Here is a 19,262-nt window from a genome sequence, read left to right as displayed (position 1 = left end):
CCCATTGTTACCCGCGCGGCAGAGGTTTGTGTAGCAAGTGCTTGTTTTACTTCTGCAGGAAGGCGCCGAACTCCTGCACGTCGATCAGGCCGTCCCCGTCCTTGTCGAGCCGCTGCACCCCGGCCTGCGCGGCCTCCAGCGTGATCGGCTGACCCAGCACCTCCATCAGCTTCACCAGCTCTTCGGCCGAGATCCGGCCGTCCTTGTCAACGTCGATCAGGTCGAAGGTGATCGTGTAATCGGTGCTCATGGGTCGCCCTTTCGCGAGATCCGTGTCGGTCAGACCTTAGTGGCGCTTTCTCGGAGCGCGTCGATGAATGCCCTGACTTCTGGCCTTTTATCGCCGGAGCGCCAGGCGATGGCCAGCTCGCCCGGCGGGAGGCCGGCCACCGGGCGGTAGACCAGGCCGGGCCGTTTGTAGAGCGCGGCGTTGCCCTCGGCCACCAGGACGACGCCCAGACCGCTGGTCACGGCCTCGAACACCTCTTCAGGCGTGTTGGCCGTGACCCCGATGACCGGCTCGTCGTCCCGGAAGTCGCGGGCGAGCCAGTAGTCGCGCAGCGGCCCCGCCGAGGTGGGCAGCGCGATGAACGGCTCGTCGCGCAGGGCCTCGAACGGGATCTCCGCCAGCTCGGCTAGGGGGTGATCGTCCGGCATGGCGACGCCTCTGCCCTCGGTGGCGAGAACATGCGTGTTCAGTCCCTCGGGCACGGGCAGCCAGATGAAGGCCACGTCGGAGCCGCCGTCGGCCAGGCCGCCGCTGGGATCGTCCCAGCCGACCAGCCGCAGCGACACCTCCCAGCCGGGCATCGCCTTCCGGAACAGGCGCAGCGCCTCCTGCTGGATCCCCCGCCCGACCGCCGTCTGCATGCCGATGACCAGGGTGCCCGTCGGCGCGGCGGCCCGTGCGGTCTCCAGCCCGGCGTTCCACCGGTCGAGCAGGTCACGCGCGACCGGCAGCAGCGCCTCGCCCTGCCTGGTCAGGACCACCCCGGAGGGCACGCGCTCGAACAGGCCGAAGCCGAGCTGCCGTTCCAGCACCCTGAGCTGCTTGGACAGTGCGGGCTGGGAGACGAACAGCCGCTCGGCGGCCCTGGTCACGTTCAGCTCCTCGGCCGTCGCGACGAAATAACGCAGGTCCCGCAGGTGCACGTCCATAACCATCGGTTATAGCAGCAGGTCTTGGACGCGCCGCCCGTACCGCCAGCAGGATGAATCGCATGAAGACACGTGAACTCGGAAACACCCTGCGGGTCCCCGCGATCGGCTTCGGCGCGATGGTGCTGTCGCCCGGCGTGTACGGCGACATCGACGACACCCGCGCCGAGACGGCGCTCAAGGCGGCACTCGACGCCGGAGCGACCCACATCGACACCAGTGACGCCTATGGCGCGGACGGCCACAACGAGCGCCTGGTCGGCCGGGCGATCAAGGGGCGGCGCGACGAGGTGGTGGTCGCCACCAAGTTCGGCCTGGCCGTCCCGGAAGGGGAGGCGAGCAGATCGCGGCCGGTGGGCTACGCGTTCGGCGAGCTGCGGGTGAACGCCGAGCCGCGGATGGTCCGCCGCTACGCCGAGCGGAGCCTGCGCAACCTGGACACCGACGTGATCGACCTCTACTACTCGCACTACGTGGACCCGGGCGTGCCGATCGAGGAGACGACCGGGGCGATGGCCGAGCTCGTCCAGGCCGGGCTGGTCAGGCACCTCGGCCTGTCGAACGTGACCGCCGACGAGCTGCGCAGGGCGCACGCCGTGCACCCGGTGGCGGCCGTGCAGAACGAATGGTCGATGTGGCGGCCGGTCGATCCCGACCTCCTCAAGGCGGCGCGCGAGCTGAACGTGGGCATCGTGGCCTGGAGCCCGCTCGGCAACGGCTTCCTCACCGGCACCGTCCAGCAGTTGGGCGAGGGCGACTTCCGGCACAACGCGCCCCGCTTCTCGGCCGGCAACCTCGCGAGCAACAACGATCGTTATGCCCCGATCAGGGACCTGGCCACCCGCCTGGGCATCACCCCCGCCCAACTGGCCCTGGCCTGGCTGCTGCACCAGTACGAGCACGTGGTGGCCATCCCGGGCAGCCGCACCCCCGCGCACATCGAGGAGAACCTGGCCGCCGCCGACCTCGTCCTGCACCGCGACACACTGGCCCGCGTCGACGAGGCGCTCGCCGGATTCGAGGTGACCGGCGGCACCCTGCTCTGAATGGGTGACCCGCTCCTGGGTAGCGGTGGCGCCATGCGACTGACGTACACGTCTGATCTGTGGTGGAAAAATGCTGTCGTCTATTGCCTCGACGTCGAGACGTTCAAGGACGGCAACGACGACGGGATCGGCGACTTCCGCGGGCTCACGCAGCAGATCGACTACCTGGCGGGGCTGGGGGTCACCTGCCTGTGGCTGATGCCGTTCTTCCCGACCCCCAACCGGGACGACGGCTACGACATCACCGACTTCTACGCCATCGACCCGCGGCTCGGCACGCTGGGCGACTTCGTGGAGTTCATGCGGACCGCCAAGGACCGCGGCCTGCGGGTGATCGCGGACCTGGTCGTGAACCACACCTCCGACCAGCACCCCTGGTTCATCGAGTCGCGCTCGGGCAAGAAGTCGCCGCTGCGCGACTGGTACGTCTGGTCGGACAAGCCGGAGCCGGACGATCCGAAGCAGGTGGTCTTCCCCGACGAGGAGGACAGCATCTGGCAGCTCGACACCTCGACCGGCCAGTACTACCTGCACAGCTTTTACCGCCACCAGCCCGACCTGAACGTCGGCAACCCCGAGGTGCGCGACGAGATCGTCAGGATCCTGGGCTTCTGGATGGAGCTGGGGCTGTCGGGGTTCCGGGTGGACGCCGTGCCGTTCCTCATCGAGAACGTCCAGCCCCGGCTGGCCGACCCGCACGAGTTCCTGGCGGACCTGCGGGCCTTCATGAGCCGGCGGGCGGGCGCCTCGGTGCTGCTCGGCGAGGTCAACCTGGCCTACAAGGACCTGCTCGGCTACTTCGGCGAGGGACTGGGCGACCAGCTCACCATGTGCTTCGACTTCATCGGCATGCAGCGCGCGTGGCTGTCGCTGGCGCGCGGCGAGGCCGAGCCGCTCGCCGACGCACTCAGGTCCCGGCCCAGGCCGCCCAAGGACTGCCAGTGGGCGATGTTCCTGCGCAACCACGACGAGCTGACGCTGGACAAGCTCACGGACAAGGAACGTCAGGAGGTCTTCCAGGCGTTCGGCCCCGAGGCGGACATGCAGATCTACGGCCGCGGCCTGCGCCGGCGCCTGCCGACCATGATGGGCGGGGACCTGCGCCGCATCAAGATGGCCTACAGCCTGCTGTTCTCGCTGCCGGGCACGCCTGTCATGTTCTACGGAGAAGAGATCGGCATGGGCGAGAACCTCAAGGCAGAGGGCCGCATGGCCGTACGGGTGCCGATGCAGTGGTCGCCGGACGGCGGCTTCAGCCGGGGCACCCCCGAACGCGAGATGCCGGACGGCGCCTACTCGCCCGCGCGGATCAACGTGGCCGACCAGAAGCGGGATCAGGACTCGTTGCTGCGCTGGTTCCAACTGCTCATCGAGCGCTATCGCGAGTGCCCGGAGCTGGCCTGGGGCGACTGCACGGTGCTGGAGACGGCCGATCCCGCGATCCTGGCACACCGCTGCGACGCCGACGGCGCCACGGTGGTGGTGATCCACAACCTTGGCGAAACCGCCCAGGACGTGGAGCTTAAGCTGGTGGGCCTGGAGACGCACACGCTCACGGACCTCCTGGTGGACGGGACGCTGGAGGTCTCCGATCAGGGCGTGGCCCGGCTGACACTGGACCCGCACGGCTGCCGCTGGCTACGCGCCTCGCCGAAGGAGATCCCGGCGGAGGACGCCTCGGTCAAGTCCCTCTGACCCGGTCGCTGGGACCGGGTACGGCATGCACCACTCCAGCTGCACATGATCACGCTGGACCATGGCCACGTGCGGACTCAGACACTCATCCAACACAGTCACGACATGCTCTCTGCGATCAGATCGACCACTCTTTCGGGGAACTCACTCCTCACGATCTGGGGCTCGGGGTCGCTGGGCAGAGACACCAGGTAGGAGCCGGAACGCGGCCCCATGGTTACCGTGATGGCGCAACCGCCCCGGGGGCCGATGATGGCGAGCTCGGGCGGATACCGGTGCAGCCACGACTGAAGAGGCCGGTTGAGCCAGGTGGTCTCATCCGTGCGGTTGGTGAAGAGCCCGAGACTGATCGTGTGATGGTGCCGGACACGAATTCCCCGCTCTTCGAGAAGTCGCTGAATGACAGCAAGGGCTCTGTCTTGGCTTTCCGCCGTAGCGTCGTCGACGGGGATCGGGGTGGTTCTAGAGTTACCCATGGGTCGCACCTCCAATGTGCGATCAAGGGCCCGCCGGACGAGTTCGAGTCGTTTCGGCGGGTCCGATGTTGCAGCGTTTCGCTAATCTCGCGGCCGTGTTGTGCGGCTACCGTCCAAGCATGTGTGATGGGTATCTGAGCGAACGAGGTGTTGCCTGACCTGGGCAACGGGGCAACGGTGAGTTTTGGGGAACAACTCCGCCGATATCGCCAGCAACGTAATATTTCGCTGTCGGGCCTTCATGCAGTGACCTACTTCTCCAAGAGCTATCTCAGCCGTGTCGAGCGCGGGTTGCGCAATCCGGAACGGCTACTCGCCGAACTCGCTGATGACGCTCTCGGAGCGGGCGGAAAACTTCTGGAGGCATGGGTCGGCGAATACGAGAATCCGCCGTCTATCCTGGAGACATGTTCGGGAGGTAATACCACGAAGCGACGTACGTTCTTGAAGAGCGCGGCGCTTGTCGCAGGGGTTGGGCTGACCGATGGAGTCGGGCAACCAGATCAGAGCGCAACAGCCGTGGCGCGTCTGCGCGATGCCCTCGTCCCTGACGCTCCGACCTCGGCAGATGCCCTCACACCCGCGTCGTTCGCTCGTGCCGTCACTCGGGCTCGCCGAGACTTCGCCGCCGCTCGATATACCGACCTTGCCGACAGTCTTGTCGCGCTGATCCCCGTTGCCCGCAGCGCGTCCGACCCGGCTGACCTGGCGACGGCCGCACAGGTCTACCACCTGACGACCCGCACACTGATCAAGCTGAGCGCTTCGCCATACGCATGGATAGCCGCGCATCAAGGAGAGCAGGCCGCGCACGCCAGTGGTGATATTCGAGCCATCGGCGAAGCCCGCCGCGACCTGGTCAGTCTTTTCCACCGGGCTACGGACTACGGGAAAGCGCGTGACATCACGGTGAGCACGGCTGAGTCGTTGCGCCCGCAACTGCGTTCGGCTCCTGTCCCCGCATGGGGCGCATATGGAGCGCTGATGTCCACGGGAGCCATAGCCGCAGCTCGTCTGGAAGACCGTGACAGCGCGCTCGGCATGTTGACGGAGGCTGAAGAAGCCGCCCGACACGCCCCCAACCTCGCGCTCAGCCTCGGCCACGTGGTCACTTACAAAATCGGCGTATCTATTGTCCTTGGCGACGCGGGGACTGCCGTGGAGCACGCCAGGACCATCGTCCCGGACGAGATTCCGACGTCGGAACGCCGCGCGAGCTACTACACAGGCATTGCGGAGGCGTACACACTGTGGGGGAAGACCGATCGCGCGGTGCGCGCGCTCCTGATCGCCGAGAAGATCGCTCCCTCGGAGGTCAGCCGAACCGGTCCCCGACAGGTGATCACCGACCTGCTCCATCGGGACCGCCACAGCAAGCTCTCCGGGCTGCGGGCTCTCGCGCGCCGCTCCGGCGTAAGCCTCTGAAACGAGGGCGGCCGATCATCGCAGTGTGGAGAGCAGGAGCGTCTGGTGCCGATGGATGAGTTCGCGATCGGCTGTGGCCCAGGCGATGGCTGACCGGCACCAGGAGCGTGCCCGAGATGCCCGCTTGTGTGGTTGATGTGTCGGCATCCGCGATGCCGGCCGACCGCTGGGACAGCGTCGGCGCATCCGGCCGGTCGACGGTGATTGTCGTGCCATGGCCGCGGCGAAGGCGAGGTCCAGCCCGGACTCTGTGGTGCGGTGTCGCGAGGGTAGTTCCGCGCCCAGCGAGAAATGATATCTAAATTCCTGCGCGTGCGGTATCGTTTAGGGAACGCTGGCTAACGGAAGGGTCCTGCCATGTCCCGAACTGTCATCGACCTCGATGACGAGATGGTGGCCGAGGCCATGCGCATCTATGGCTCAAAGACCAAAGCGAAGGCTGTGCGCATGGCCATGGAGGATGCCGTCAAGCGCCATCTCCGTCAGGAGCTCGCGAACGCGATCAAGAGCGGGGAGCTCGACCTCAGCGAGATCGTGGAGAACACCGGTCCCCGTAATGCCGACGGCACCCTTCAGCGCTCTACGCAACAAGGCGCTGCGTGACCGACTACCTCGCTGACAAATCGGCACTCGCGCGTTGGGGTCATCCCTCCGTCGGCCGCGTTCTGGACGATTTCAGTGACCGGGGTGTCCTGGCCACCTGCGCGGCGGTGGAATGGGAGATGGTCTACAGCGCTCGCAACAAGCCGGACATGGCCCGTATCCGCTTCCTGCTGCGCGGCTTCAACTATCTCTACTGCGGCGACGAGGTGTTCGAGCGCGTGCTCGAGGTTCAGGGCGTCGCGTTGGAGCGTGGATTTCACCGTGCCTTGTCCATGGCGGATCTCCTTATTGCCGCCACTGCCGAACGTCACCGGGCGACCGTGCTCCACTACGACGGCGACTTCGATATGGTCGCATCGATCACCGGACAGCCCACCCAGTGGGTCGTGCCCACAGGGACAGCGGACCGTTGAACCGGGGGTCAAGGGGCCGCAGGTGCAAATCTCCGCTCGATGGTGCGGCGGACTGGCGGCCGCTTGGATCGCGGAGCTGCCACGATCTCGAACCGCTGAACTTCCCATCCGACTTGGGGGTTACAGGTACGACGGGCCCGTCACCCGGTGACGGAAGGTCCACCAGACCCATGCCTGTGAGGCCACCAGGAACGGGATCAGCGTGAGGATGACCGGCACCAGGAACGCGCCCGAGGTCCCCGGCGCCAGCGGTAACCGGATGCCCGCCAGGACGCCGATCGCCATGAGGACCGTCGCGGTCAGGGCGTAGGTACGGCCCTCGCCGGTGCCGCCGGACAGCACCGCCGCCCGCGCACGCAGCACGCCCCTCAGCCGCAGCGCCGCGAAGGAAAGCCCGTGCGTGGCGAACAGCGCGGCCACCAGCAGGGCGGGCAGCAGCGCGATGGGCCCGTGGAGGCCGAGCAGCACGTCGCTGAGCAGCGAACCCCAGCTCAGCGCCAGCCCCCAGCTACCCACGACGACGGCGCCGTCCCAGAACCCCTGCCACCGGACGCCGGGCAGTCGCCCGCGCAGCCACAGGCCCATGTCCCGGATGACCCAGGACAGCAGCAGCGCCACGACGAGCGAGTAGTTGCCGCTCAGTAACGAGCCTTCCAGCGAGGGGAAGAGCCCGGCGAGCACCCCCGCGGCGGCCACCAGCCACACCTCGTTGCCGAGGAAGAACGGCGCGATCGCGGCGATCGCCTCGCGGCGCTCGTCCGCGCCACGTCCCAGGTACGGCAGCACCATGCCGACGCCGATGTCGGCCCCGGCCAGCACGAGGTAGCCGAGCGCGAAGAAGGCCAGGATCAGGATCTCCATGACGGGCTCCTCAGAAGGTCAGGGTGGGGGCGACGAGGTCGCCCAGCGTGACGGCGTTCGGTCCCTTGCGGGCGGTTCTGGCCAGCAGCCAGTAGTTGACCAGGATGAGCACGGCGAACACGGTGCCGAACGCGGTCAGCGAGAACCTGATCTGGCCGTCCGACACCGGTGACATGGCGTCGGCCGTCTTCAGCAGCCCGTACACGGCCCAGGGTTGACGGCCCATCTCGCGGAAGATCCACCCGGCGATCATGGTCACGAACGGGACGGGGATCAGCGCGGTCAGCAGCCAGTGCCACAGCCGGAAGCCCCGGACGATCGGCCGAAACAGCATCAACAGGAAGCTCACCCCGGAGACGAGGAAGAGCACCGCGAAGAGCGTCAGCATGGTGATACCACCGGCGTGCACCCAGCCCAGTGGCGGCAGGTAGTCACCCGGGCCGTACTTGGCCACCATCTCCGCCTGCGCCTCGGCCAGCCGGTTCGCGCTGCCCGACCAGGCGGCCAGCTTGGCCGGTTGCAACGTCTGGAAGCCGATGCCGCCGAACGTCGCGGTGAACAGCGTCGCGGGCAGCGCCACGCCGATCCCGAGGCGCAGCGACTTGCGGAAGAAGTCCTGCTCGACGGTGCGCTTGGCCAGGTGGTAGGCGCTCACTCCGGCCATCAGGAAGCCGCCGACGATCAGTGCGCCGCCGCCGATGTGGAAGAAGGCGATCAGCGCCGCCGGGTTGGCCACCAGCGCGCCGAAGTCGGTGAGCCGCAGGACGCCGTCTTTGAGCTGGTAGCCCACCGGGTTCTGCAGGAAGCCGTTGGAGATCAGGATCCAGAACGCCGAGGCGTAGGCCGTCAGCGTGACGACCCAGATCAGCGCCAGGTGGGCCCACCGGTTCAGCTTGTTCCAGCCGAAGATCCACAGGCCCAGGAAGGTGGACTCGATGAAGAACGCCACGATCGTCTCGATCGCCAGCGAGGAGCCGAACACGTTCCCGGCGAACTCCGTGAGCCCGCTCCACGACAGCCCGAGCTGGAACTCCATGACCAGCCCGGTGACGATGCCCATCGCGTAGTTGATGATGTAGAGCTGCCCCCAGAACCGGGTCATCCGCAGATGCACCGGGCTGCTGGTCAAGGTGGCCCAGGTCTGGATGACGGCCACCAGCGTCGCCAGCCCGAGGGTCAGCGCGACGAACAGGAAGTGCGCCCCCGCGGTGAGGGCGAACTGCAGGCGGGCGAGGTCTACGGTCTCCATGCTCAGAGGTTCCGGCCGAGGTCACCTCCGCCGCGTCATGCCGGGGCGGGCACCTGCCGTACACCTGTGGTGTCAACGGGCCGCCCGCCGTACATCTCAGGGGGTAAGCCAGCCCGGAGTGATCATGCCGGCCTCGTAGGCGAGCACCACGATCTGCGCCCTGTCGCGCGAGCCGAGCTTGGTCATGATGCGGCTGACGTGCGTCTTGGCCGTGGCCGGGCTGAGCACCAGCCGGGCCGCGATCTCGTCGTTGGACAGCCCGGCCGCGACCAGCGCCATGACCTCCCGCTCGCGCTCGGTGAGCGCGTTGAGCCTGGGCCCCGGTTCCGGGCGCTTGACCCGGCCGGCGAACTCGGCGATCAGCCGACGGGTCACCGAGGGCGCGATCAGCGCGTCCCCCCTGGCCACCACCCTGACCGCGTGGATCAGCTCGGCCGGCTCGGTGTCCTTGACCAGGAACCCGCTCGCGCCCGCCCGCAGCGCGCCGTAGACGTAGTCGTCGAGGTCGAACGTGGTCAGGATGATCACCTTGACGTCGGCCAGCCGCGGATCGGTGACGATCACGCGGGTCGCCTCCAGGCCGTCCAGCTCGGGCATCCGGATGTCCATCAGCACCACGTCGGGCCGCAGCTCGCGGGTCCTGGCCACGGCCTCGGCGCCGTTGGCCGCCTCGCCGACCACCTCGATGCCGTCCTCGTCGCTCAGGATGGACCGGAACCCGGCCCGTACGAGGTTCTGGTCGTCGGCGAGCACTGTGCGGATCATCGCACTCCGTTCAGTGGAAGGTCGGCGACGACCAGGAAGCCGCCGTCAGGGCGGGGACCCGCCTCCAGGGTGCCGCCCAGCGCGCCGGCGCGCTCGCGCATGCCCTGCAGCCCGAACCCGCTCCCGTCGGCGAACGTCGCTCCCGGCCCATCATCCTCCACGCGGATCACGATATGTCCGGACTGGTTGGTGACGCTCAGCCGAGCCTCGGCGGTTCCCGAGTGCCGGGAGACGTTCGTCAGGGCCTCTCTGATGATGCGGGCCGCGGCCAGGTCCACCTCGGTCGGCACCTCGTCCAGCCGCCCGGACAGCTCGGTCCGCACGTCCAGCCCCGTGCCCGCGACCAGCGCCTCCATCCGGGTCAGGCTGTCGGCGGGCGCGGTCGGCGCGCCCTCGTCCACCTGCCGCAGCACTCCGAGCGTGGTACGCAGCTCGCGCAGCGTCTCCTTGCTGGTCTCCTTGATCGTCCGCAGTGCGTCCTCCGCGGCCTCAGGCCGCTTCTTCAGCCCGTGCAGCGCCGCCGCGGCCTGCACGTTGATCATCGAGATGTTGTGCCCGAGTACGTCGTGCAGCTCCCTGGCGATGCGCAGCCGTTCCTCGCTCGCCCGCAGCCTGGCCTCCTCCTCCTTGCTGTGCAGGGCGTCGAGCACGCGCCGCTCGGCCTCCCGCAGGTAGGCGCGGCGGTTGCGGGTGACGCCCCCACTGGCGACGGCGGCCACCACCCAACCGGCGATCATCAAGAACATGCTGTCGTCCACGTGCCTGATCCCGCCGGTCTCGCCAAGCCCCATGGCCAGCAGCGCGGCCGCGCCCGCGGCGATGGCGGCGGTCAGGTGGCCCAGCTCGGCGGCGGTGTACAGGACCACGAACGCCAGGATGATGATCGGCCCGTCGAGCCGGGCGAACGGGTAGTAGAGCGCGACGGCCACCAGCACGACGATCAGCGCCGCGACCGGGTAGCGCTGCCGCGCCAGCACCCCGGCACCGGCCGAGAGCGGCAGCAGGACGTCCAGCGCGTTCGGAGCGATGCCCGGATGGAGGAGGGACGTGGCGACCGTGCCCGCCAGCACGGCGATGACCACCGCGAGCGACACGACGGTGCCGGCCGACAACGTGCGCATGCCGCCCATTCTGTACGGCCTGCCGTCCGGGTGGCCAACCGCCCCGCAATGGGTAGAGCCGGAGCATGAGCGTAGAAGACGAGTTGCGTCAGGTCGAAGAGGACCTGACCAGGTTGCGGGCCCAGACCAAGGATCTGCGCGACCAGATCGGTGACATGGGCGCCACCGATCAGGTGGAGGTCGGCGCGATGATCGGCATGGCCGACGAGCAGGAAGAGCTGATCGCGGACCTGGAACGTCGCCGCGACGACCTCCTCCGGCGTCGCGACGGCGGCTGATCCACGGCGGCTGATCCGCGGGGCTGCTCAGCGCAGGGGCGCGCCTACCTCGTGCAGGTGCCGCAGCGCCTGGCCGTAGGAAGCGATCAGCCCGGTCTCCAGGTAGCTGACACCCAGATCGGCGCAGTACTGCCGGACGATCGGCTGGGCCTTGCGCAGGTTCGGCGACGGCATGTTGGGGAACAGGTGGTGCTCGATCTGGTAGTTGAGCTGGCCGAGCGCCACGTCCACGAACACGCCGCCCTTGACGTTGCGCGAGGTCAGCACCTGCTTGCGGAGGTAGTCGAGTTTGTCGGCCTTGGTGAGGATCGGCATGCCCTTGTGGTTCGGCGCGAACGTGCTGCCCAGATAGACGCCGAACAGCGCCTGGTGCACCACCACGAAGACCAGGGCCATACCGAGCGGCAGCACGGTGAAGACGATGCCGAAGTAGCAGGCGAAGTGCGCCAGCAGCAGCGCCCCCTCCATCTTGCGGTGCTTCGTCGTCGGCTGGAACACCGCCTTGACACTGGCGATGTGCAGGTGCCAAGCCTCCAGCGTGAGCAGGGGGAAGAACCAGAACGCCTGCCACTTGGCGATGAACCTCGGCAGACCCCGGCTCCGGCGCACCTGGTCGGTCGACCAGACGATCACGGCGGGCGAGACGTCGGGATCCTCGTCCTCGTGGTTGGGGTTGGCGTGGTGGCGGTTGTGCTTGGTGTTCCACCAGCCCCAGCCCAGCCCGATGCCGAAGTCGCCGATGAGCAGCCCGACGATGTCACTCACCCGCCGGGTCCGGAAAACCTGCCGGTGCCCCAGGTCGTGGGCGACGAACCCGATCTGCGCGGAGGCCACGCCGAGCGCGACGGCCACCAGCAGTTGCCACCATGAGTCGCCGACCCACCAGAACAGCGCCCACATACCGACGTAAGCGGCCAGCACCAGGGTCAGCCGCACGGCGTAGTAGACCGGACGCCGGTTCAGCAGGCCGGCGTCCTGGATTTGCCGGGCGAGTTTCGCGAAGTCACTACCACGGGTTTCGAGCGTGCCTGTATCGGCCACAGGTCTCCTCACTTAGAGGTGGAAGTTGCCCCCACCCTGCGCATTCTCCGTGATGTCGGGAGATCACGGCTAGTTCTCCGCCGTCGCGCCTGCAAATAGTCTCGTCTAAGTCAAGACATGGTTTCGCCCATGTCACCCTCGAACCCCGTGGCAGCGGCTGACAGAGATCCGCGCGAATCGTGGCCGGCATGACACACGTACTCATCGTCGGCTCCGGGCCGACAGGACTGACCCTGGCCATCGAGCTCGCTCGCCGCGGCGGGCAGGAAGGCGTCATCCTGGTCCGCCCCGACGGCTACGTCGGCTATCACGGGGACGAGAGCGGGCTCAGCGCGTACCTCTCCGGGTTCGGCATCGACGCGCCCCTGACCAGGGCCTCCTCATAGCGCTGCTCGCCCAGTGCCGTCCGGCACCGGGCGGCCAGCGCGACCACGAACGGGTCGGCCGACTCGGTGATCCCGCGGAGCAGCCTGGCCGCCCCCAGCAGTTCGGCGGCCGTCAGGGGCTCGCGGTGCTCGGCCACGCCTTCGAGCACGGTCGCGCGGGCGGTCCTGTCCTCGCAGGTGGCCATGAGCTCCAGCGCCCTGCGCAACGGCTCGGCCGGCTCAGCCACGCGGGCCAGCTCGACGTTCATGAACGCCCTGAACTGGGGAGGCGCGTCGATGTCCATCGCCAGGGCGCTGCGCAGCAGCCGGGCCGCCTCGCCCCGATCGCCGGAGCGTCTGGCCAGCTCGGCTCTGGCGTGCGTCACCCGGGCGATGGTCAGCGGGTCTTCGGAGCGCAACGCCGCCTGCCAGGCCCGCTCCAGGGCGGTGGCGGCGCCGGTGTGGTCGCCCGAGCGCGTCATGAGCTGGCCGAGCCGCAGCAGGAAACTCATCGGCCCGAGCGGCGCCCCCAGCCCGGCGAGCTCCGCCGCGATCGGCTCCGGCTCCTTGGCCAGGACCAGCGCGCGGGCGAAGTCGCCACGATTCTCGGCGGCCAGCGACAGCCAGTAGTAGGCGGCCCACTGCCCCCAGCGGTCGCCGGTCCGGCGCAGGCCGTCGAGCGCCGACTCCAGCAGGGACTCGGCGCCGGCGACCGTCCCGTACTCGAACCGTACGATGCCCGCCACCAGCAGCGCCGTCGACCTGGTCCAAGTGTCGGGATGATCGCGCAGCCGCTCGGCGCCCGCCTCCGTGATGGCCACCACGTCGGGGGGCGGACCCAGCGCGCTGCCCATCGCCCACGAGTGCAGCGCCGCCGGATGGTCCGACTCCAGGACCGCCCGGGTCGGCGCGGCGCCCATGGCGGCCATCACGCAGAGCCCGTGGGCCAGCTCCCGCCCCTCGGGCGGGACCTCGCCGACCCGGCGCAGCACGGCGGTCGCGTGCGCGGTGATCTCGTGCCGCCGCCCGCGCATCATCCACGGCCACAGCCTGGGCAGGATGACCCGGAGCGGGTCGTCGGAATGCCGGAGCGCCGCGTCCAGATTGCCCTGTTCGGTGTCGAGCATCGCCAGCCACTTGATCTGCTCGCCCGTCCGCAGGTGCGGCTCGGCGGCCTCGGCCAGCTCGGCGTAGTAGCGGGCGTGGGCCTGCCTGATCTCCGGCAGGTCGCCCGTGACGTACTGCCTGATCGTCTCCAGCATCGTGTAGCGGTCGCCGGAGACCGCGATCAGCGACTTGTCGACCAGCGAGGAGAGCAGGTCCAGGTCGCCGCCGCAGATCCGGGCGATCGCCTCGGCCGTCGCGCCGCCGGAGAACACCGACAGCCCGCGCAGCAGCTCCCGCTCCTCCTCCGACAGCAGATTCCAGCTCCAGTCGATGACCGCGCGGAGCGTGCGGTGCCGGGGCTCGGAGGTACGGCTGCCGCGGAAGGCCAGCCGGTCGCCGAGCTGCTCGACCAGCATGGACACCGACATGGTGCGCAGCCGGGCGGCGGCCAGCTCGATGGCCAGCGGGATGCCGTCGAGCTCGCGGCAGATCCGCGCCGCCTCGGCCGGCGCCAGCACCAGGTCGGGGCGGGCGGCGGCGGCCCGGTCGCGGAGCAGCTCCACGGCGGGCTCCTCCGGCAACGGGAGCACGGGGTGCAGGGACTCGCCGGGGATGTTCAGCGGCTCCCGGCTGGTGGCGATGATCCGCAGCCCGGCCACCTCGCCCAGCAGCCATTGCGCCACCCGCGCGGCCTCGTCGATCAGGTGCTCGCAGTTGTCCAGCACGATCACGGGTGACGTGCCACGCAGCGCTCTGCCCAGATCGGATGTCTTGAGCACGGCTTCCATTGCGGCCCGCACCCCGGCGGCCGGGGCCAGCTCGACCAGCCACACTCCGTCGGGCACCCGCAGCGTCGCGGCGGCCTCGACGGCCAGCCGGGTCTTGCCCGCCCCGCCGGGCCCCACGAGGGTGATCAGCCGGGCGCCCGTCAGCGTCCGGATCCGGGAGACGTCGTCGTTGCGCCCGACGAAGCTGGTCAGCCGGGCGGGCAGGTTGGTCCGCGGCGCCGGCTCCTCGTCACGCAGTGCCGCGAGGTGCGCTTCGCGCAGCTCGGCTCCCGGATCGACGCCCAGCTCGTCCGCCAGCTCCGCCCTGATCCGCTCGAAGACCTCCAGCGCCTCTCCCCGCCGCCCGCTCGCCACCATGGCCCGCATCAGCAGCGCGTGGAACGGCTCGCGCAGCCGGTGCTCGGCGACCAGCTCCTCCAGCTCGGCCACGACGTCGCCGCCCGCGATGTCGCCGCTCACGATGGCGCCGCCCGCGGCGAGGTCCGCCGCGATCCTCGTCGCCAGTGCCGCCAGCCGCAGCTCCTCCAGCCGCGCGCCCGGGGCCTCGGCGAAGGGCAGATCGACACCGGCCAGCGCCGGGCCGCGCCAGAGCGTCAGCGCCGCGTGCGCGTCGCCCGCGCGGGCCAGCCGCTCGAACGCCCACGCGTCCACCTCACCGGCCGGGACGTCGAGCAGGTAGCCGTTCGGATGGGAGGAGATCAGGTCGGGCGCCTCCCTGCGCGCCCTGGACACCAGCGACTGCAGCGCGGCCATCGGATGCTCGGGCGGCTCGCCCGGCCACAGGTCGTCGATCAGCCGGTCGGTCGTCACCACCCGTCCGGGGTCGAGCGCCAGCCGTACCAGCAGTGCCCGCACCCGCGCGCCGCCGACCGCGGCCCCCGCAACCTGGAGCGGCCCCAGGATCCCGATCCGCATCCATCCTCCAACAGCGGCCACCGGCCCGTCCTCGCCCCTACCGTACGGCGCGACCGGCTCAGGAGAAGACCTTCGCCTTGAGCGACGGGAAGCGCTGGACGGTACGCAGGAACGTCTTGAAGCCGATCCGGGCGGCCCGGCTCTCGCCGACGAACTGCTCGGCCGCCCGCAGCGAGTCCCGCACAGCCGCGAAGCCGTACTCGCGCAGCTGCTCCTCGTAGCCCGCGATGGCCTCGACCGTGTCGCGCCCGCCGGTCAGCGCCAGGCAGAGCAGGCGGGCGTCGCGCAGCGCGGTGTTGGCGCCGATGCCGCGCATCGGCGTCATGCTGTGGATGGCGTCGCCGAGCAGCGTGATGGTGGTGGCCGGCCACGGCTCGATCGGGATCGAGGTACGGATCGGCAGCAGCGAGACCGTGTCGGGGTCCGACAGGTCGATCAGCTTGCGCAGGTCGGGATGCCAGGATTCGACCATCCGCGCCACCGCCTGCTTGAGCCGGACGCCCGGTAGTTCGGCGACGTCGGCGGGGAAGCGGTCCTTGGTGGCGCCCACGGCCCACAGGATGTAGCTGCCGGTGTTGTCCATCAGCGCGCCCTGCTGCTCGGTCGCCCCGATGGCGCCGACCGGCGCCACGTCGCCCAGGTCGTGCGGGGCGCAGAACAGGCCGAGGCCCTTGGGCGGGATGACCATGTTCGGCCCCTCGACGAGCCGCCGGGAGATGAGCGCCCTGGTCTCGTCGGTGAGCGGGAACTTGCCCGCCACCGTGGTGATGCCGGTGTCGACCCGCTCGGCGTGCGGCAGGTACTGCTTGCGCACCCGCGAGTTGCCGCCGTCGGCGGCGACCACGATGTCGGCCGTGTCACTGGACCCGTCGGCGAAGAACAGCTCGACACGCCCGTCGGGCAGCCGCTCATAGCGCTCGTACGTCTTGCCGAACCGCACCACCTCCTCCAGCCCGCTCAGCAGCACCTGCCTGAGCGTGATGCGGCTCACCGAGTGGTGGTCGTCGACCGGGTCGGCCGCAGGCGCGGTCTCGATCAGCGCGAGCGTCCCGAGCCGCTCGGTGAGGAAGCCGAAGTCCTGGCCACCCTGCCCGGTCGTGGCGAGGAACGTCTGCCAGAGCGCGGCCGGCAGGCAGTCGTGGAGGGCGCGGGCGCCGTTGGGGTCGATGTGCACCCGGTAGCCCTGCACCCGGTCGGCCGGGGTGCGGTCCCGCTCGTAGACGGTGACGTGCTTGCCGGCCTTGAGGAGCCCCTGGGCGAGGCAGAGGCCGCCGACCCCGCCGCCGATGATCGCGATGTGTTCTGTCATGTTCATGACTATCAACCGTATGGATAATTCTGTCAACCATCCGGATGGATGATAGTGTCCGGTCATGAGACGAGAGCCGGAGGAGAAGCAGCGCGACCCGGAGCGCACCAAGGCCCGCATCCTCCAGGCGGCGCTGGAGGAGTTCGCGGCCAAGGGGTTCGCGGGGGCGCGGGTGGGCGAGATCGCGGCCAGGGCCGGGGTCAACAAGCAGCTGATCTCCTACTACTTCGGCGGCAAGGAAGGGCTCTTCCGCGCGCTGAACACCCGCTGGCAGAGCGAGGAGAGCGTGTTCGCCGACCGGGGGTCGTCGCTGGGCCGGCTCGTCGCGGGCTACGCGCGGGCCAACTCCAGCCGCCGCGACTTCGGCAAGCTGATGGTCTGGCAGGGGCTCACCGACGACGGTCCGCCCGATCCCGCCTTCGCCGAAGACGTGCGCCGCGACCTGGAGCACCTGCGCGCCCGCCAGGAGGCCGGGGAGTTCCCCGCCGACCTGGACCCGGCCGCGCTGATGGTGGCGCTGTTCGGGATGGCCGCGGCCGGGATCGCCTTCCCGCAGCTCGTCCGGGCCGCCTGCGGCCTCGACCCGGGCTCACCCGAGTTCGGCGACTACTACGCCGAGCAACTGGAGCGGCTGGCCGACCACCTGCGCGACGTTCCGGCTCCGTGAGGCTGGAGCGGTCAGCGGACGTATGGGGGTTCAGACGACCTCGAAGTTGGCCATCATCATCATGTCCTCGTGCTCCAGGTTGTGGCAGTGGAAGACGTACTTTCCCCGGTAGCCGTCGAACCGGATGAGGATCTCGGCCCGCCCGCCGCTGTCGAGGTTCACGGTGTCCTTCCACCCGTGGTTGAACGGCCCGGGGTCGTCGTTGCCGTCCTTGCCCACGACCTGGAACGGGGCGAGGTGGATGTGGATGGGGTGCTCGACGTTCTGCGAGCGGATGATCCATCGTTCGGTGGCGCCGAGTTCAGGCCGGGCCACGATGGTCTCAGGGTCGAACGGCTTGCCGTTCACCGTCGACAGCGTCATGCCGTGCGCGTGGGCCCCGCCGCGGGCGAAGGTGAACTCCCTCTCGACGGTGACATCGGCGTCCGAGAGCGTCTCGACGTCGGCCAGCCGATCCGGTACGACACTGTCGTCGCTCTCCTGGCGGGTCACCCGGAAGCGCATCACCTGAGCGGTGCCGCCGCTGCCGTGGTCGTTGACGAGCGTGATCTCGTCGCCGACGCGGTGGCCGGAGAAGTCGACGACGACGTCGAAGCGTTCGGCCTGGGCGATATCGAGCGTCTCGTGCTTGATCGGTGCGGGCAGCAGGCCGTGGTCGCTGCCGATCTGGATGAAGCCGGGGCCGCCGTCGAGGCGCAGCCGGTAGCGGCGGGCGTTGGAGGCGTTGAGGAGCCGGAACCGGTACCGGGCGGTGGAGACGTCCAGGACGGGCCAGGGAGTGCCGTTGACCAGGATGCAGTCTCCGAGCACGCCGCTCATGTACGGGCCGGTGACGCCCGGGGTCTTCATCAGGGTCGGATCGACGGACGGATAGCGGAAGCTCCCGTCGGCGGCGAACGACCGGTCGAGGATCATCAGGGGGATGTCGCGCTTGCCGCTGGGCAGGCCCAGCGCCTCCTCGGCGTCGTCCTGGATCAGGTGGAATCCCGCCAGGCCGCGATAGACCTGAGGGCCGGTGAAGTCCATCCGGTGATCGTGGTACCACAGGGTCGCGGCGCGCTGCTCCATCGCGTACACGTACTCCCTGCCCCCGTCTTCGGGGAGGATCACGTCGGTCGGATAGCCGTCGTGTTCCGGGGCGGTCCTGCCGCCGTGCAGGTGTACGGCGACCGGGACCGGCAGCTCGTTGCGGTGGGTGACCACCGTGCGGCGGCCGCGGCGTGACACGATGGTCGGCCCGGGGAAGATGCCCTCGTATCCCCAGATCTCCGTCCGCAGCCCGGGCAGGATCTCGACCTTCGCGGCTTTCTGGGTGATCTCGTAGTAGTCGGTGCCGGCGTCCTTGCGCACAGGCCGCAGGACCGGCGGGACGGCCAGCGCGACGGTGAACGGGGCAGGAAGAGGCGCCTCGCTGGTGAGCAGCGCCCCGCCGCTGCCCTCCTCGCTGCTGTTGGCCCCTCCCGCCCCGATCAGCGCCCCTCCATCGCCGCCCGAGCAGGCGCTCAGGCCGGCGGGCAGGACGAGTGCGGCGCCACCGAGGCGGAACAGCGCCCGTCTGGACAGCATCAACGCACCCCGCGCAGCCGCTGCAGCAGCACCGCGAGCAGGCCGCAGGCCGCCCCCCAGAGCAGGTTGGTGATGAGGATGGACACGCTGCCGAAGATCACGGCGGGACCGCCGCGCAGCGCCAGACCGCTGGTCGCGACGGCGACGACCCCGTAGAGGAGACCGGCGAGCACGAGCGTCAGTACGGGCCTGCGCACCTGGGTCAGTCCGACGATGAGGACCCAGGCCAGCGAGATCGCGACCGTCAGGACGATCGGCGTGGCCGGCTTTCCGAGCGTGTCCGACAGGCCCACCATGGAGAACAGCGGCCGGATGAGTGCGATGGCCGCCAGGCCGACGATGAGCAGCCAGTTGAGCGAATGAAGAAGGGACCCCGGAGGTTGCTGGTTCGATGTCATGCGGTCGAACGTACGA

Annotated in this window: 20 protein-coding genes; 8 read left to right on the top strand and 12 right to left on the bottom strand. The window is 69.4% G+C overall.

All coding sequences use genetic code 11. The annotated features are described in order from the left end of the window. Positions 1-46: 46 nt before the first annotated feature. Both AB0F17_RS48015 and AB0F17_RS48010 read right to left on the bottom strand, forming a co-directional pair. Positions 47-250: an EF-hand domain-containing protein gene (locus AB0F17_RS48015; protein ID WP_358037803.1), complete on the bottom strand. Its 204-nt coding sequence runs from the start codon at positions 248-250 to the stop codon at positions 47-49. Between the two features lie 29 nt (positions 251-279). Beyond that, on the bottom strand, positions 280-1,158 hold the full coding sequence (locus AB0F17_RS48010; protein ID WP_358037800.1) for a LysR family transcriptional regulator: 879 nt from the start codon (positions 1,156-1,158) through the stop codon (positions 280-282). Between the two features lie 62 nt (positions 1,159-1,220). Between AB0F17_RS48010 and AB0F17_RS48005 the strand changes: the two genes are divergently transcribed. Together AB0F17_RS48005 and AB0F17_RS48000 are read left to right on the top strand one after the other, a co-directional pair. After that, complete coding sequence (locus AB0F17_RS48005; RefSeq protein WP_358037797.1) at positions 1,221-2,204, top strand: aldo/keto reductase; 984 nt, start codon at positions 1,221-1,223, stop codon at positions 2,202-2,204. Beyond that, complete coding sequence (locus tag AB0F17_RS48000) at positions 2,205-3,899, top strand: alpha-amylase family protein (RefSeq protein WP_358037795.1); 1,695 nt, start codon at positions 2,205-2,207, stop codon at positions 3,897-3,899. 98 nt (positions 3,900-3,997) lie between these two features. Here AB0F17_RS48000 and AB0F17_RS47995 read toward each other — a convergent pair whose 3' ends face one another. Then, on the bottom strand, positions 3,998-4,375 hold the full coding sequence (locus tag AB0F17_RS47995) for a hypothetical protein (RefSeq protein ID WP_358037792.1): 378 nt from the start codon (positions 4,373-4,375) through the stop codon (positions 3,998-4,000). A gap of 150 nt (positions 4,376-4,525) precedes the next feature. On the opposite strand from AB0F17_RS47995, the gene AB0F17_RS47990 reads away from it, so the two are divergent. The 3 genes from AB0F17_RS47990 to AB0F17_RS47980 all read left to right on the top strand — a co-directional run bounded on the left by AB0F17_RS47990 (position 4,526) and on the right by AB0F17_RS47980 (position 6,816). Further along, the gene (locus AB0F17_RS47990) at positions 4,526-5,800 is read left to right on the top strand and encodes a helix-turn-helix transcriptional regulator (RefSeq protein WP_358037789.1); all 1,275 of its coding nucleotides are present in this window, start codon (positions 4,526-4,528) and stop codon (positions 5,798-5,800) included. 357 nt (positions 5,801-6,157) lie between these two features. Further along, positions 6,158-6,403, top strand: coding sequence for a type II toxin-antitoxin system VapB family antitoxin (locus AB0F17_RS47985; protein ID WP_357651335.1), 246 nt, complete (start codon positions 6,158-6,160; stop codon positions 6,401-6,403). Then, positions 6,400-6,816, top strand: a complete 417-nt coding sequence (locus AB0F17_RS47980) for a PIN domain nuclease (RefSeq protein ID WP_358037786.1) — start codon at positions 6,400-6,402, stop codon at positions 6,814-6,816. The genes AB0F17_RS47985 and AB0F17_RS47980 overlap by 4 nt, the downstream gene beginning before the upstream one ends. Before the next feature lie 120 nt (positions 6,817-6,936). Here the strand turns inward: AB0F17_RS47980 and AB0F17_RS47975 are convergent, their stop codons facing one another. From AB0F17_RS47975 to AB0F17_RS47960, 4 genes are all read right to left on the bottom strand, one after another. Then, positions 6,937-7,677: a cytochrome d ubiquinol oxidase subunit II gene (locus tag AB0F17_RS47975; RefSeq protein ID WP_358037783.1), complete on the bottom strand. Its 741-nt coding sequence runs from the start codon at positions 7,675-7,677 to the stop codon at positions 6,937-6,939. A gap of 10 nt (positions 7,678-7,687) precedes the next feature. Further along, positions 7,688-8,926 (bottom strand): cytochrome ubiquinol oxidase subunit I, encoded by a 1,239-nt coding sequence (locus AB0F17_RS47970; RefSeq protein WP_358037780.1) that lies wholly within the window; start codon positions 8,924-8,926, stop codon positions 7,688-7,690. A gap of 96 nt (positions 8,927-9,022) precedes the next feature. Then, the gene (locus tag AB0F17_RS47965; RefSeq protein ID WP_358037777.1) at positions 9,023-9,691 is read right to left on the bottom strand and encodes a response regulator transcription factor; all 669 of its coding nucleotides are present in this window, start codon (positions 9,689-9,691) and stop codon (positions 9,023-9,025) included. Continuing rightward, positions 9,688-10,812, bottom strand: coding sequence for a histidine kinase (locus AB0F17_RS47960; protein WP_358037774.1), 1,125 nt, complete (start codon positions 10,810-10,812; stop codon positions 9,688-9,690). Before AB0F17_RS47960 ends, AB0F17_RS47965 begins: the two co-directional genes overlap by 4 nt. Positions 10,813-10,877: 65 nt before the next feature. On the opposite strand from AB0F17_RS47960, the gene AB0F17_RS47955 reads away from it, so the two are divergent. Further along, entirely contained in the window at positions 10,878-11,090 is a 213-nt protein-coding gene (locus AB0F17_RS47955) for a hypothetical protein (protein WP_358037771.1), read from the top strand. A gap of 27 nt (positions 11,091-11,117) precedes the next feature. On the opposite strand, the gene AB0F17_RS47950 is transcribed toward AB0F17_RS47955, so the two are convergent. Beyond that, positions 11,118-12,131 carry an acyl-CoA desaturase gene (locus AB0F17_RS47950; protein ID WP_358037768.1) on the bottom strand — a complete coding sequence of 338 codons (1,014 nt, stop codon included), beginning with the start codon at positions 12,129-12,131 and terminating at the stop codon, positions 11,118-11,120. Between the two features lie 188 nt (positions 12,132-12,319). On the opposite strand from AB0F17_RS47950, the gene AB0F17_RS47945 reads away from it, so the two are divergent. After that, positions 12,320-12,517, top strand: coding sequence for an FAD-dependent monooxygenase (locus AB0F17_RS47945; RefSeq protein WP_358037765.1), 198 nt, complete (start codon positions 12,320-12,322; stop codon positions 12,515-12,517). Here AB0F17_RS47945 and AB0F17_RS47940 read toward each other — a convergent pair. Together AB0F17_RS47940 and AB0F17_RS47935 are read right to left on the bottom strand one after the other, a co-directional pair. Continuing rightward, positions 12,439-15,306: a BTAD domain-containing putative transcriptional regulator gene (locus AB0F17_RS47940; RefSeq protein ID WP_358037762.1), complete on the bottom strand. Its 2,868-nt coding sequence runs from the start codon at positions 15,304-15,306 to the stop codon at positions 12,439-12,441. The two genes, AB0F17_RS47945 and AB0F17_RS47940, sit on opposite strands and share 79 nt — an antisense overlap. A 58-nt stretch (positions 15,307-15,364) precedes the next feature. Next, the gene (locus tag AB0F17_RS47935) at positions 15,365-16,621 is read right to left on the bottom strand and encodes an NAD(P)/FAD-dependent oxidoreductase (protein ID WP_358037759.1); all 1,257 of its coding nucleotides are present in this window, start codon (positions 16,619-16,621) and stop codon (positions 15,365-15,367) included. A gap of 58 nt (positions 16,622-16,679) precedes the next feature. Between AB0F17_RS47935 and AB0F17_RS47930 the strand changes: the two genes are divergently transcribed. Continuing rightward, on the top strand, positions 16,680-17,282 hold the full coding sequence (locus tag AB0F17_RS47930; RefSeq protein WP_358037756.1) for a TetR family transcriptional regulator: 603 nt from the start codon (positions 16,680-16,682) through the stop codon (positions 17,280-17,282). Positions 17,283-17,312: 30 nt separating this feature from the next. Here AB0F17_RS47930 and AB0F17_RS47925 read toward each other — a convergent pair whose 3' ends face one another. Together AB0F17_RS47925 and AB0F17_RS47920 are read right to left on the bottom strand one after the other, a co-directional pair. Further along, positions 17,313-18,848, bottom strand: coding sequence for a multicopper oxidase domain-containing protein (locus AB0F17_RS47925; protein ID WP_358037753.1), 1,536 nt, complete (start codon positions 18,846-18,848; stop codon positions 17,313-17,315). Next, a complete protein-coding gene (locus AB0F17_RS47920; protein ID WP_358037750.1) occupies positions 18,848-19,246 on the bottom strand; it encodes a hypothetical protein in 399 nt (132 codons plus the stop codon). Before AB0F17_RS47920 ends, AB0F17_RS47925 begins: the two co-directional genes overlap by 1 nt. Positions 19,247-19,262: the final 16 nt, after the last annotated feature.

Source organism: Nonomuraea sp. NPDC026600, assembly GCF_040638335.1.
In the GTDB taxonomy this organism is placed as follows: Bacteria; Actinomycetota; Actinomycetes; order Streptosporangiales; family Streptosporangiaceae; genus Nonomuraea.
This window is presented reverse-complemented; position numbering and strand designations above follow the sequence as displayed.